We start from the raw sequence: 13,502 nt of genomic DNA on the forward strand, positions 1-13,502 counted from the left end.
GAGGGGAAACCGGGTGACGGAAATATCCGCGCCCGGTTTCATTTTATTTGAGGTTTACTCAAGTCAGATACCGGGCTGCGTGAATAACAAAAACGCAGCGCATCCTGCGCGATGATATTTGCTTCCGCGCTCTATTTCGCCTACATACCCAGCAGCAATTTCCCTGCGGTTCGGCTTTTTCGCCGTTCGCGCTTTTTAACTCGTGGAGACGACGCGCTTTATGGCACGCCAATTCATCTATCATATGTCCGGGCTGAATAAGGCCTACGGTGCTAAAAAGGTTATCGAAAACCTTCATCTGTCGTTCTACCCAGATGCGAAGATTGGTATTCTCGGACCAAACGGCGCCGGTAAATCGACAATTCTCAAGATCATGGCCGGTCTCGACAAAGACTTCACCGGTGAAGCTTGGCTCGCAGACGGTGCGACTTGCGGCTATCTCGCGCAGGAGCCACATCTCGATCCCGAAAAGACGGTGCTCGGTAACGTAATGGAAGGTGTGGCCAAGAAAACGGCTATTCTCGACCGTTACAACGAGCTGATGATGAACTATTCTGATGAAACCGCAGACGAAGGTGCGGCACTCCAGGATCTCATCGACAGCCAGAACCTCTGGGATTTGGACAGTCAGGTTGAAATGGCGATGGAAGCTCTGCGTTGCCCGCCAGCGGATGCCGATGTCACTACGCTTTCGGGCGGTGAGCGTCGTCGCGTTGCGCTTTGCAAGCTGCTTCTGTCGAAGCCTGACCTTCTCCTGCTTGATGAACCGACCAACCACCTTGACGCTGAAACTACTGCTTGGCTCGAAAAGCACCTGCGTGAATATGAAGGCGCTGTCCTGCTCATCACGCATGATCGCTACTTCCTTGACAATGTAACAGGCTGGATTCTCGAACTCGACCGTGGTCGCGGCATTCCTTACGAAGGCAATTATTCTGCCTATCTGGAAGCCAAGTCCAAGCGCATGATTCAGGAAGGTCGTGAAGACGATTCCCGCCAGAAGGCGCTTGAGCGTGAACGCCAGTGGATTGCTGCAAGCCCGAAAGCGCGTCAGTCCAAGTCGAAAGCTCGTATCAAGGCTTATGACCAATTGGTCGAAGCTGCGAACAATCAGCGTCCGGGCGATGCCCAGATTCTGATCCCCGCTGGCGAGCGTCTAGGTCAGGTGGTTATTGAAGCTGAAGGTTTGACCAAGTCCTTTGGTGACCGCATGCTGATCGAAAACCTGACTTTCAAACTGCCTCCAGGTGGTATCGTTGGTGTTATCGGGCCAAACGGTGCGGGCAAGTCGACACTGTTCAAGATGATCACCGGTCAGGAAAAGCCTGATTCCGGCTCCATTCGTATTGGTGACACGGTGCATCTTGGTTATGTGGATCAGAGCCGCGATCACCTCGATCCGAACAAGAATGTCTGGGAAGAAATTTCCGGTGGCAACGACATCATCAAGCTCGGCAAATTTGAAATGAACTCACGCGCTTATTGCGGTGCGTTCAACTTCAAGGGCGGCGATCAGCAGGCCAAAGTCGGCAATCTGTCCGGTGGTCAGCGCAATCGTGTGCATCTTGCCAAGATGCTGCAGGCAGGTGGCAACGTTCTGCTGCTCGACGAGCCGACCAACGATCTTGATACCGAAACGCTGGCAGCGCTCGAAGACGCGCTTGAAAAATACGCTGGCTGCGCCGTTATCATCTCCCACGATCGTATGTTCCTCGATCGTCTGGCGACGCATATTCTGGCATTCGAAGGTGATAGTCATGTCGAATGGTTCGAAGGAAACTTCGAGGATTACGAAGCGGATAAAGTCCGTCGTCTCGGACCTGAAAGCGTTAATCCAAAGCGGGTCACCTACAAGCCGCTGACACGCTAAAGAAATTGAGGCCGGTGCAATGCACCGGCCTTTTTGTTTGCAAGGAGTGAAGAATGAAAGACTGGTCCGCAAAGCAATATCTGAAGTTTGAGGATGAACGCAGCCGCCCGGCGGCTGACCTTCTGGCGCAGATAAAAATCGATAAACCGCGCAAGGTTGTTGATATTGGTTGTGGTCCGGGAAACTCAACGGAGCTTCTGGTTGAACGCTGGCCAGATGCTCAAGTGTCGGGTTTCGACACTTCACCCGATATGATCGAAAAGGCAAAAACGCGTCTGCCTCAGGTAAGTTTTGATCTGGGCGATGTGACCAAGTTCGAACCGGATGCCGAAACGGATGTGCTGTTTTCAAATGCCGTTTTTCAGTGGCTACCCGATCATACGGAGCAGATGAAGAGGCTTTTGTCGCTGCTTAAGCCGGGTGCATGTCTTGCGGTACAAATGCCGGATAACATGGGTGAACCGACCCACAAATTAATGCGTGAAGTTGCGAAGACAGCACCATTCGCCACCAAGATTAGCGATAAGGGCAGAGGACCGCTCGCACCCGTCACCGATTACTACAATGCGTTGGTCGGATACGCTTCCCGCATCGATATCTGGCACACGATCTACAATCATCCGCTGGCTGATGTCGATGCGATCATCGAGTGGGTGAAGTCGACCGGCCTGCGCCCGTTTCTTGATCCGCTGGATGATAAGGAGCAGCAGGCGTTTCTGACAGCCTATAAATTGAGGCTCGAAGAACATTACCCAACTTTGAAGGATGGCCGCGTATTATTGCGCTTTCCGCGATTTTTTGTCGTCGCCAGCAAATAGACGGATATGTTCCTTTCACAAAGATTTGACCGGGAGACATCGAGAGGTTTCCCGGTAAAACATATTTAATTCAAAGCGTTACTTGTTTCATTAAATCCAAGTCTGTGAATAGTAGTCTTTGATAATAGATTGCATGCAAACGATATTGCTCCTATGATTTTGCGATATCGGAGGTAATTCCTAGTATTTTTTGCGAACTGCAGGGATCGCTTGGTTGGGAGCATCGATGTCTCTTTGCCGAGATGTGGCGCAGTTTTCGGGATGCGCTCTAAGTCAAAAGCCTGACTTCCTGGCGAGCTAGCGCAACTTTGCAGATTGATGACTGAGGCCTGGCTACCTGCCGAATATATTGTTTATGAGGTCAACGATCACTGGCTTTTGCGCTCTCCCGTGCAAAACGAGTGGTCACGCAGGCGCTCCCCCTCGTGACGGTGCCTGCTATCGGGAGTTTCAGAATGAGCAATGCAGAAATGCAGAGTGATGCCAATGGCGAGATTGAAGCGAAACACGACGCTCATGATACGCGCCGCCGCATCTATGCAATTGTTGCCAGTGCCTCTGGCAATCTGGTGGAATGGTATGATTTTTATGTCTATTCCTTTGGCGCGCTTTATTTCGCGTCACAGTTTTTCCCGTCAGAAGACCAGACAAGTCAGCTGTTGAATGCGGCTGCGATTTTTGCCGCCGGTTTTCTCATGCGTCCCATTGGTGGGTGGCTGTTTGGTCGTCTAGCCGACAAGCTTGGCCGCCGCACCTCCATGCTGATTTCGGTCAGTATGATGTGTCTGGGGTCCTTTGCCATCGCAATATTGCCGACCTATGAAACGATTGGCCTTTGGGCACCGTTTTTGTTGCTGGTGGTGCGGCTGTTGCAGGGCTTATCGGTCGGTGGCGAATACGGCACTACTGCAACCTATATGAGTGAGGTCGCGCTGGCTGGTCGCCGCGGATTTTTCTCGTCTTTCCAGTATGTGACTTTGATTGGCGGGCAACTGCTGGCCGTTCTGGTTTTGGTTATTTTGCAGTTCTTCCTCACTTCAGAACAACTGCACGAGTGGGGATGGCGCATTCCTTTTGCGATTGGCGGCTTTGCAGCAATCGTAGCACTGTTTCTGCGCCGTACATTGCATGAAACCTCGACTGAGGAATCGCGTGCCAACAAGGCTGCTGGCAGCTTCGCCAATATCTGGCAGAACCATCGCAAGGCGTTTCTGGTTGTCGTGGGCTTCACGGCCGGCGGTTCGCTGACCTTCTATACCTTCACGACCTACATGCAGAAATATCTGGTCAACACAGCAGGCATGAATAAGGAAACGGCAAGCGAGGTTATGACCGTTGCTCTGTTCGCTTTCATGCTGATGCAGCCTTTGTTTGGTTATATCTCCGACAAGGTGGGCCGTAAGCCGATGATGATCGCATTTGGGGGCGTATCGGTGTTGACCACTATTCCGCTGCTGACTGTGCTTGGGTCGGTGCAGAGCCCGACCATGGCGTTTGTTTACATCGCAATCGCCTCGGCCATTGTGAGCATGTACACGTCAATTGGCGGTATCGTGAAATCAGAATTGTTTCCCGCAGAAGTGCGCGCTTTGGGCGTCGGGTTCTCTTATGCGATTGCCAATGCGATCTTTGGCGGCACAGCCGAATATGTAGCACTCTGGTTCAAGAAGGTCGGCTTTGAAAGCGGATTCTTCTGGTATGTCACCATCATGATGGTGATCGTGTTTATCGTGGGACTTGTAATGCCAGATCCCCGCAAACATGGCTATCTGCAAGGACATGGTACCCACTGAGATTTGCAAGAAAGATGCTGTAGGCGGCGGTTATGTTACCGCCGCTTCATCCTCATCCGAAGTGACAAGGCGTGTCGCGCGCCATTCCGTCAGCTTGGAGTTGATGGCATCCATCACAAAGAAGCGTGCCGAATCCTTGTCATAGCCATCATCACGCAGGACGTCATAATCGGTGTGCATGTGACGAACATGGGCTACCGTCGCGAGCCATACGGCAATTGATGGTGGAAGCGTTTTCATATGTGGTGCAAGAGCTGCCGCGCGAATTGGCTCTGAATCGGAATAGGGGACCGCGGGAAGCAAAAGCGTGAGGGATTTTGCGATTGCCTTCTGGCGCACAGTGCCTGCACTCATAGCCGTCTTCCTTTCACGCTACCGTATCCGCCGAAGAATCAAAATCAGTTCCCGAAAAGGCGACGCGTAGTCCAGTATGTTAGGGCGCTCGAAGCAAGATTCGCAATAATCATAACTCGGTTGTCCTTCAGCTCAAATGACTTCCCATAAGGGAGGTATAGTTTGCTGTGCATTGGGTCGCGAAAATTCCTTGCGTGTGATCCGCGCTTCATATAAACATATCTTTATATCTTTAGAAGCGTATGGAGATTGCGAATTGCGCCTGCAGCTCGATCAGATGGTGGATGTGTTAAAAGCAGTGGCAGAACCAAGCCGCTTGCGCATCCTTGCGCTTCTTTCCAAGGGCGATCTCACCGTTTCAGATCTGACCACAATTTTGGGGCAGTCGCAGCCGCGTGTTTCGCGCCATCTCAAGCTGCTGGGTGAAGCTGATCTTATTGATCGCTATCAAGAAGGTGCCTGGGCTTATTTCCGCCTGTCGGACAATGCGCTGTGTGGGGAAGTCGCACGCAATCTGCTGCTGCGGCTCGATGCAGCTGATCCACTGATCGAACGCGATATGGAACGGTTGTCGCAGGTCAAATCAAGCCGTCAGGAAAAGGCTGCGGCTTATTTCAGTGCCAATGCTGGTAGCTGGGACGAAATCCGCAAGCTGCATGTTTCCGAAAACGCGGTTGAAGTCGCTCTCAAAGGCATCATTGGTGACAAGCATTTTCAGGCGATGCTCGATGTCGGTACGGGTACGGGCCGATTGTTAGAACTGTTTTCGCCGCTTTATGTGCGCGGATTGGGCATCGATATCAACCGCGACATGCTTTCGGTAGCGCGTGCCAATCTCGATCTCGCATCGGTAGGCAACGCGCAGGTACGGCAGGGCGACGTCTATGCGCTGCCTGTCGAACGGGAGAATTTCGATCTGGTGACGATCCATCAGGTTCTACATTTCCTCGATGATCCGCTTGCTGCAATCCGTGAAGCGGCGCGCGCGCTTCGCCCGGGTGGGCGTTTGCTGATCGTCGATTTTGCACCGCACAAACTCGAGTTCCTGCGTGAGGAACATGCACATCTCAGGCTTGGCTTTAGCGATGAGCAAATGCTGGGATGGATGAAGGATGCAGGGCTTGAACCTGCCAAGACGACTGAATTGGGGCCGAAGGCTGCAAATGGTGACGACGGATTGACGGTCAAGCTATGGCTCGGCCGCGACCCACGCTTGCTGATTGCCGAGCCAGCGCACCAAAATGCAAGCATAACGGAGACAGTCTAATGGGCTTTTACGGTCTTTCCCGCCGATCGGATATCGGCCAGACCACCCGCGTATCGTTCGAGTTTTTTCCACCCAAGACGGAAGAAATGGAACAGCGCCTGTGGGAAACCGTGACGCGTCTTGCGCCGTTGAAGCCGAAATTCGTGTCAGTAACTTATGGCGCAGGCGGTTCCACACGTGAACGCACGATCCGCACTGTGGCGCGTATCCTGAAAGAAACCGATGTAGATGCGGCTGCACATCTCACATGCGTGGATGCGACGAAGGAAGAAGTTGACGAAGTCGTACGTGAATTTGCAAGCCTGGGCGTGAAACGCTTCGTGGCGTTGCGTGGGGACCCCGCAGCAGGTATCGGCGAAAAATATGTCTCGACGCCCGGAGGATATCAGAGCAGCGCTGAGCTGGTGTCCGGATTGCGCCAGATCGATGATTTCGACATTTCGGTTTCCGCTTATCCTGAGAAGCACCCGGAAAGCCCGGACTTTGCAACCGACATCGATATGCTCAAGCGCAAGGTCGATAATGGTGCAACCCGTGCCATTACGCAGTTCTTCTTTGATAACGAGCTTTTCGAGCGCTATGTCGAACGTGTGCGCCGTGCTGGCATTTACATCCCAATCGTGCCGGGTGTACTGCCAATTCATAATTTCAAGCAGGTGAAAAACTTCTGTGCGCGGTCGGCCACGCATATTCCGACTTGGCTCGCTGAACGCTTTGAGGGGCTGGATAATGATCCGCAGACCCATCAGCTCGTTGCTGCTGCGATTGCTGCGGAGCAGGTGATGGACCTCATCGAACGAGGCGTGCAGGATTTCCATTTCTACACGATGAACAGAGCCGATCTGCCGTTTGCGATCTGCCATATGATTGGCATCAGACCCAATACGGAAACTGCTTTAGAAGTTGCATGAAATGAAAAAAGCCCGGTTTGAAAACCGGGCTTTCTTTTTGGGTTTTGTTTCGCAATTCCAGTAAAACCGCTTTGCACTGTTACTGGAATTGCTTCTAAAACGGATCGGTCTATCCTCAAGAACCGATGCCGCCATAATGGCTTGGCTATCCCAATTCAGGGAATAACGCCTGCTATCAACGCTGCAACAAATGCGAATGCTGCACAGATCATGAGGACATTCAGAGATCGCGTAAGTCCCATTGGTCTGTCTCCTTATATGCACCCGACGAGGTCGGGCACGCGCTGGTAGAGACCCGGAATCTAAGCGCAAATTGGCTTAAACAAAAGAACATTTCGTACTGCAATAAGGGGTGATAGGGAAAAAAACCTTTTGTTTACTAGCTAAGTCATTGAAATTTTTAACTGTAAAAATTTGTTCACATTTCATGAAAATGCCACGAAACCGCCAATTTTGGCCACGCTCCGAACGATGAACTGGCTATTTTACGTCATCGTTTAACGGATCAATGCGAGGAATCCCGACAAGGTGAACACCGAAAGAACGGTCGAATAAAGGGTCACATTCGACGTAATGGCCGCTTCGCGGCGATAATGCTCCGCAAGCATGAAGGGACCCGTGCCTGCGGGTAACGCTGCGAGCAGTGTTGCGCTTTGAGCCAGATGCGGAGGAAGTCCGAAGACATAGACCGCAAGCAACCATGTTGCCAGTGGCATGACGATCAGCTTGACCGAAACGAGGAATGCGATGGCGTTGATGCTGTCGCGCTCGATCTTGCGCGTTTGTGCAAGGAAAAGGCCAAGCGCTACAAGTGCGCAAGGCGAAGCCGCACCGCCCAGCATTTTCAGAAAGGTTTCGGCAGGAGCCGGGATCGTCAGGCCTGAAAACGACAAGAGCGTTCCCAGAGCGGGCGCAAAGATAAGCGGATTGCGGATCAGGGACCGCGCGACTTTCCAGATAAGGCGGAGTGGCTTCTTTTCAGTCTGCATTCCGATTTCGATCAAGATAATCGCAAAGGCAAAGGTTACGCAGACGGTGATGATGATAGAAATCGTTGTAGCAGCCAGAACGCCGGATCCGAAAGCGATCATCGAAAGCGGAATGCCCATATAACCCGTGTTGGGGTAGGCGGCGTTCAGTCCATCAAGCGCATTGTCGGCCAAAGATAACTTGCCGCGAAGGCGGATGATGAAAGGCAGGGCAAAGGCGATAGCGCTGCTCAATAGAAAGACGCTGATAAAGCCGGGTTGCCACAAATCGCTGCCGTGGGTATTGGCCATGATGTCGAAAAGCAGGGCTGGCAGGGCCAGATAGACAACGAAACGGTTGAGCTCTGCGATTGCATGCGGCCCCAATATCTTCAGCTTGAATGCACCCCAACCTGAAAAGATGAGAGCGAAGACGGGCAGAACGATGATAAGGGTGGAAATCATGGCGCTTGGAATAACTTGCAAAAGTTGAAAGGCGCGGGGGTGGTCCGCGCCTTTGATTTACTTTGGTTTAGAGCTTTTCGAGCAATTCAGGCGTTGGCCATGAATCGGCAGGCATTCCAAGGCGCAACTGTTCGGTGCGAACGGCATCACGCGTCAGTACGCCAAAAACGCCGTCGATTTTTCCCATGTCATAGCCGCGGGCTTGAAGCTTGGTCTGCAATTCCTTCATTTGCTCCTGCGTCAAACCCTGATCGGGATTGCCAGGATTGAAGGCTGGAGCACCAGCGAGGCGGGTGGCGAAATAGGCAGCCGTTGTCGCGTAAACAATCGACTTGTTCCATTCTACGAAAATATCAAAATTCGCATAGGACAAGAATGCAGGGCCTTTGCGACCCAGTGGCAGAAGCAGCGATGCATCGCCGTCATCTGGACCGAGTGGACCTTTAAGCCCAACCACGCCTTGCTCAGCCCACCATGAATGTGGCTTGCGATTGGTGCGGATGGATTCTTCCCAAGGCAGATCCTTGGTGATGCGTACTTCTTCGAGCCACGGCTCGCCGCGCTTCCAGCCGAGTTCGGAAATCATGCGGCCAGCGGTCATCATCGCATCGGGAACGCTGTTCTTCAGATCCACCTTGCCGTCGCCATCGCCATCAACGCCGCGCTCGAGATAATCCTTAGGCAGAAGCTGCATCATGCCGATTTCGCCAGCCCATGCGCCAGTTGTGGCAGCATCAACAACGCCGGTATCGAACAGCTTGAGAAGAGCGATCAGCTGCGGGCGAAACAGATCCGGACGGCGGCAGTCATAAGAAAGTGTCACAAGTGCATTGAGCGTGTCAAAATCGCCCTGAATGGCACCGTAATCGGTTTCAAGCCCCCAAAAGGCGGCAAGAACAGGGCCTGGAACGCCGTAGGTGTCTTCGACTTTCTTGAAAACATCGGCATGCTTGATCAGATTGCTCTGGCCGTTCTTGAGGCGCGCTTCCGAGATGAGGCGCTTTGAAAAATCGGTGAATGTCAGGTTGAAGACAGTCTGCTTGCGGTCGCGATCAAGAACTTTCTGTTCGAGCGACGCCTTATGCAGTTCGGCAATACCCTTTTCGCCAACGCCTGCTTCGCGTGCTTCCTTAGTCAGATTGTCCATCCACTGACCGTAATCAGTTTCGCATTCGGGCTTAGGCAAGTTGACGGTGCTGTCGGCGCTGGCAGACGGTGCGGGAGAACCGGAAGCCTTTGCGCCAGATTGGGCGACAGACATTACAGTCGATGCCAGCAAGGCGGTAGCCATCACTGAAGCTATAATTTTCATCGAGAAAACTCACAATTCATAGGGGAAGTCTCCCCGTCGGGTTTTTCAAGCTATTGCCTCATCACGCATCGGAAATGAAGCAAAACTTGGTGTGAGTACCCAATTAACGATGAGTTAACGGACCTTGTTGCTTTCCAGCCACTTTTTCCAGGCACCCGCGCTACCTGCAAAGACATTTATATCTGCATCGCCCTTGATACCCGGAATAGTACCCGTTCCGGTATATTGCCAGAATGTCCAAGGGTGGGGCCCATATTTTTCTGTCGGATGCCCCGCAGTTGAGCGCAGCCAGAATGGGTATTCGCGCAGCTGGTTCAGATCATTTTCGTCGAAGAAATCAACTGTCGTATAAATGATCGGGCGCTTGCCATAATGCTTTTCTATCGCATCAAGGAAAATCTTCATTTCCTTGCGGACGATGACCGCATTTGGTCTCAGCTTGCAGCTTGGTGACTGTGCGTTCCATTCCATGTCGAGAACGGGCGGCAGAGCATTCGGATCGCGCGGCACATTCTGAATGTACCAGCGCGCCTGTTCGATAGCTGGACGGCAGAAATAATAGAAGTGATAGGCGCTGCGTGGAATGCCAGCCTGTTTCGCGCCGTTCCAATGTTCGGTGAAGCGGTCATCGAAACGGTCGCCGCCTTCGGTTGCCTTGATGAAGACAAAGGAAATTCCGCTGCGCCTCACCGCGCTCCAGTCGACATCGACCTGATATTTGGAAACATCCGTGCCGTGGATCGGATAATGCCACGGTGTCCTGCCGGTCCATTCAAACGGTTTGCGGTCACCGAAACGCGGTGCGTTAACCGCTCCGGTTGGTCGCGCCATCTGCTGCATTGAGTTGCCGGACTTTTTCACATCGGAGAAGTCGTAATCCACTGTCGTACAGGCGGACAGAAGGAAAACACCAAGGGCAAGAATGCTGCGGTTGGCCAGACGGTTCATACAGTGGTCCCGATGTCGCGAATCAATCTCAACAACGGTTACGCGATCCGGGTGCGAACGTCATCAGTTATGCTGGCAAAACTTTGCGGGAAATTGATTGTGTCGCACCAGCTGAAGGATAATCAAGGGTGCCGTCGGAAATCTATCTGGCCCGAATGACCGCAATCCAAGCAAAGCCACGATAAAGATTTATGCTTTTGGAGGTGGCGCCCTGTTCCGCAGCCATTTGATCCGCGACACTGAAGAGATCATTACGCGGTGTCACATGGAACCATGTGAGCCATGTGAAAAGCGCCTTCTTAAACCATCGCGGCAGGCGCTTCTGATCGCCAAAATCGACGATATGCAGCTCGCCACCGGGGTTTAAGTGTCGGATGCTTTCCCGAATGACCGATTGCCATTGCGGTATCATCGAAACAGCATAGGAAATGAAGATACGATCAAAGCTATCCTGGCCGAAAAGGGCAGCAGGATCGAAATGCGTGGCGTCGGCACGTTCAAGTCTGGTGCGATCTGCAATTCCTGAACGCTGTGCTGCCTGAAGTGCGGTGTCGAGCATTTCAGCCGAAATATCGATGCCGAAGAGCGTAGCACCGGGATAGCTCTGTGCAGCTTTGACAAGATTGCGTCCTGTGCCGCAGCCGATTTCAAGCACGCTGCCACCTTCCGGCACGTTTAGTCCGGCAATCATAGGATCACGGCCCAAAAGGTAATATTTGCGCGTGGCATCATAGAAATGCCGCTGCCGCCGATAGACCCTATCCATCAGGCTGGCATGATCAATGCCCTTGATCTGCCTCTGTGCTCGTTGCGGATTTGTGCCCATGTCACGCATCCTTCAGTATATAGAGGTGGAAGCCGCCATAGATTGAAGAGCGGTCGCGATCATGCAACTGGCGGGATTCTTCTTCGTGATAGTGCCAGTGTTCAAGGATTGATGGATCAACCCGACCCGGCAAGAGGCTTGGCTCTGCCGCAGTGCGAAAGATAACGCGTGCGCCCATAGCTGCTGTGCGGGTAATTTCGCTCCAAAGTGCATTGAGCTGCGCGTCGTTCATCCAGTCCTGTGCGTCGAGCAAGATGTAGCGATCCACCGATCCGGCAGACTTGTGGCCGAGAAACTCTGTGTAATTGGCATTGCGTACGGTCATACGATCAACGCGGGCGCGAACCGTGTCGAAATTTGCCCTTGAAAGGTAAGGCGGCAAAGGGCCGGTTTCTTCGTCGCCGCTATAACCGCGTCCAAAAGCCTGCCAGGCGAAATAGTTCTCGGTCAGCGGGAAAGCGCAAGCGAGTTTCTCAAGCCGAGCACGCAGGACGAATGCCATGTCGCCATTTCCGGCTGTTGCCAGTGCATCATATTGCTGAGGCGGAATACCCAGACCAAACAGTGAGGATTTGCGAGCGGCCGCCCACCGTACCATGCGTTTTTCAAATAAGGGGGCGAGGGCAGTGTCGAAGAAAGTGCGCTGTTCTTCCATCGTGCGGGCTTTAAGGATGTCGCGCGGGTCAATGCCATAGAGACGGGCCACGCGATGGCCCATGCCGATAAAGACGCCCAGAAGGCCGTGGCGATAGAGATCGCGCGAGAATATAGAAATGCGCTGGCGACCACTCCATTTGCGCTTTTCCCAATATGCGCGACTTTCCCCGTCGAGATGCGGACGGATGAAACGCTGATAAGCGGCGAGATTGGCCTTGTCATCCGCTTTGCCATAGAAGCGATAGAAGCTGGCATAATCTGGCAGATGCTTCAAGGCGCCCAATTTCAGACGGTTGAAGGCAACATGGGCGCTGTTGAGGTCTACAGCCTCTACCGATGCCGGATCAGCCGTTAGATAAGAAAGAGCGTTGCAGCCGCCTGACGCGATGGTAACGATACGATGGCCCGGTTGAATGGCAAGTGCCGCCATATCTACTTCAGGATCTTCCCATATTTGCGGATAGACCAGTCCTTTGAAAAGCCAGGCGAACAATCTTTCGGAGACGCCATCGCGTGAAAGCGCATGGTTCTGTGTGACTGCGCGCTTGAGGATTGTGTCGTTGGCATCTTGGCCGGTCATTCCATGCTCCCCGTATTTTAAGAGCGCATTCCGAAATTCTGAATCGTTTCGGGCAAGATGCGCGAAGGTTCCAAGGCGAATCCAACCTTGTTTGCCAGAGTTAAGCATCTGCCGGTAACAGGGGCGTGACGGCTGTTTCGGTGGGAAACTAAGGTTAAAACTTTGTTATTATGGCGGTTTGTTACCAGCCGTAAGACAATTTGAGAGAACCTTTCCCCATCCTCGCCGTTTTCTGGTGTGACGTTGGCGTCGTCGAAAAGCATCACCGGGGACTAAGAGTGGTGTGACGACCGTCTTCGTAAGGTGATTGATCGGACTGATCGGTCAGACACGGAAAACCAAAACAGCGTTGGCTATATCCCCGCAACGCTGAATTTTAGGGAAGGAGAGCCATCATGAAGAAGTTTTTGATTACTTCGGTTGCTGCCGTATCGTTTTTGGGGCTTGCAGCTTGCAGCGACAATTCAAACGACGCCAGCAAGGCACCGGCATCGCCCTCGCCTGAAGCGCCGGCTGCACCAGCAGCGCCTTCAAATAACGATACAACCACGCCGACGACACCAGCACCTGCGCCATCGACTCCAGGAACGACTGGTTCGCCTCCTGCAAACTAAAGCATGTCTCCCAAAAGTGGGAACCCGTTTTCGGATAAAGACATGCTTAAAATTGCAGTTTGCGTGATTTTAATGCCAGTTGTATTTGCTGGCAAACGAATGGCGGTCCAATCAATGGG

Annotated in this window: 12 protein-coding genes; 6 read left to right on the top strand and 6 right to left on the bottom strand. The window is 52.7% G+C overall.

All coding sequences use genetic code 11. From position 1 onward, the window contains the following. The first annotated feature begins 220 nt into the window (after positions 1-220). The 3 genes from ettA (at position 221) to QBD00_RS01685 (ending at position 4,481) form a co-directional block, all read left to right on the top strand. On the top strand, positions 221-1,870 hold the full coding sequence (gene ettA / locus QBD00_RS01675) for an energy-dependent translational throttle protein EttA (protein ID WP_095446985.1): 1,650 nt from the start codon (positions 221-223) through the stop codon (positions 1,868-1,870). Positions 1,871-1,923: 53 nt separating this feature from the next. Beyond that, complete coding sequence (tam, locus tag QBD00_RS01680; RefSeq protein WP_318578509.1) at positions 1,924-2,688, top strand: trans-aconitate 2-methyltransferase; 765 nt, start codon at positions 1,924-1,926, stop codon at positions 2,686-2,688. A gap of 455 nt (positions 2,689-3,143) precedes the next feature. Beyond that, positions 3,144-4,481 carry an MFS family transporter gene (locus QBD00_RS01685; protein ID WP_318578510.1) on the top strand — a complete coding sequence of 446 codons (1,338 nt, stop codon included), beginning with the start codon at positions 3,144-3,146 and terminating at the stop codon, positions 4,479-4,481. Between the two features lie 30 nt (positions 4,482-4,511). Here the strand turns inward: QBD00_RS01685 and QBD00_RS01690 are convergent, their stop codons facing one another. After that, on the bottom strand, positions 4,512-4,835 hold the full coding sequence (locus QBD00_RS01690; protein WP_095446982.1) for a DUF2293 domain-containing protein: 324 nt from the start codon (positions 4,833-4,835) through the stop codon (positions 4,512-4,514). A 277-nt stretch (positions 4,836-5,112) separates the two neighbouring features. Here QBD00_RS01690 and QBD00_RS01695 point away from each other — a divergent pair, with 277 nt between their 5' ends. Together QBD00_RS01695 and metF are read left to right on the top strand one after the other, a co-directional pair. Continuing rightward, complete coding sequence (locus QBD00_RS01695) at positions 5,113-6,102, top strand: ArsR/SmtB family transcription factor (protein WP_095447932.1); 990 nt, start codon at positions 5,113-5,115, stop codon at positions 6,100-6,102. Next, positions 6,102-7,013 carry a methylenetetrahydrofolate reductase [NAD(P)H] gene (gene metF, locus QBD00_RS01700; protein ID WP_095446981.1) on the top strand — a complete coding sequence of 304 codons (912 nt, stop codon included), beginning with the start codon at positions 6,102-6,104 and terminating at the stop codon, positions 7,011-7,013. Before QBD00_RS01695 ends, metF begins: the two co-directional genes overlap by 1 nt. Positions 7,014-7,510: 497 nt before the next feature. Here metF and QBD00_RS01705 read toward each other — a convergent pair whose 3' ends face one another. From QBD00_RS01705 to QBD00_RS01725, 5 genes are all read right to left on the bottom strand, one after another. Beyond that, a complete protein-coding gene (locus tag QBD00_RS01705; protein ID WP_318578511.1) occupies positions 7,511-8,446 on the bottom strand; it encodes an AEC family transporter in 936 nt (311 codons plus the stop codon). 67 nt (positions 8,447-8,513) lie between these two features. Beyond that, positions 8,514-9,758, bottom strand: a complete 1,245-nt coding sequence (locus QBD00_RS01710) for a lytic murein transglycosylase (protein ID WP_095446979.1) — start codon at positions 9,756-9,758, stop codon at positions 8,514-8,516. Positions 9,759-9,872: 114 nt separating this feature from the next. Next, complete coding sequence (locus QBD00_RS01715; protein WP_095446978.1) at positions 9,873-10,706, bottom strand: GH25 family lysozyme; 834 nt, start codon at positions 10,704-10,706, stop codon at positions 9,873-9,875. A 142-nt stretch (positions 10,707-10,848) separates the two neighbouring features. After that, entirely contained in the window at positions 10,849-11,532 is a 684-nt protein-coding gene (locus tag QBD00_RS01720) for a class I SAM-dependent methyltransferase (RefSeq protein WP_318578512.1), read from the bottom strand. 1 nt (position 11,533) lies between these two features. Next, positions 11,534-12,769 carry a DUF3419 family protein gene (locus QBD00_RS01725; RefSeq protein WP_318578513.1) on the bottom strand — a complete coding sequence of 412 codons (1,236 nt, stop codon included), beginning with the start codon at positions 12,767-12,769 and terminating at the stop codon, positions 11,534-11,536. 395 nt (positions 12,770-13,164) lie between these two features. On the opposite strand from QBD00_RS01725, the gene QBD00_RS01730 reads away from it, so the two are divergent. Continuing rightward, a complete protein-coding gene (locus tag QBD00_RS01730; RefSeq protein ID WP_084486930.1) occupies positions 13,165-13,383 on the top strand; it encodes a hypothetical protein in 219 nt (72 codons plus the stop codon). Positions 13,384-13,502: the final 119 nt, after the last annotated feature.

Origin of the sequence: Ochrobactrum sp. AN78, from assembly GCF_029909885.1 — a bacterium.
Classification (GTDB): Bacteria; Pseudomonadota; Alphaproteobacteria; order Rhizobiales; family Rhizobiaceae; genus Brucella; species Brucella quorumnocens.

Coding starts and splice junctions, on each gene's coding strand:
- ettA (WP_095446985.1), top strand. CDS start 221: ATGGCACGCCAATTCATCTATCATATGTCCGGGCTGAATAAGGCCTAC.
- QBD00_RS01710 (WP_095446979.1), bottom strand. CDS start 9,758: ATGAAAATTATAGCTTCAGTGATGGCTACCGCCTTGCTGGCATCGACT.
- QBD00_RS01730 (WP_084486930.1), top strand. CDS start 13,165: ATGAAGAAGTTTTTGATTACTTCGGTTGCTGCCGTATCGTTTTTGGGG.
- metF (WP_095446981.1), top strand. CDS start 6,102: ATGGGCTTTTACGGTCTTTCCCGCCGATCGGATATCGGCCAGACCACC.
- QBD00_RS01685 (WP_318578510.1), top strand. CDS start 3,144: ATGAGCAATGCAGAAATGCAGAGTGATGCCAATGGCGAGATTGAAGCG.
- tam (WP_318578509.1), top strand. CDS start 1,924: ATGAAAGACTGGTCCGCAAAGCAATATCTGAAGTTTGAGGATGAACGC.
- QBD00_RS01720 (WP_318578512.1), bottom strand. CDS start 11,532: ATGGGCACAAATCCGCAACGAGCACAGAGGCAGATCAAGGGCATTGAT.
- QBD00_RS01690 (WP_095446982.1), bottom strand. CDS start 4,835: ATGAGTGCAGGCACTGTGCGCCAGAAGGCAATCGCAAAATCCCTCACG.
- QBD00_RS01695 (WP_095447932.1), top strand. CDS start 5,113: ATGGTGGATGTGTTAAAAGCAGTGGCAGAACCAAGCCGCTTGCGCATC.
- QBD00_RS01715 (WP_095446978.1), bottom strand. CDS start 10,706: ATGAACCGTCTGGCCAACCGCAGCATTCTTGCCCTTGGTGTTTTCCTT.
- QBD00_RS01725 (WP_318578513.1), bottom strand. CDS start 12,769: ATGACCGGCCAAGATGCCAACGACACAATCCTCAAGCGCGCAGTCACA.
- QBD00_RS01705 (WP_318578511.1), bottom strand. CDS start 8,446: ATGATTTCCACCCTTATCATCGTTCTGCCCGTCTTCGCTCTCATCTTT.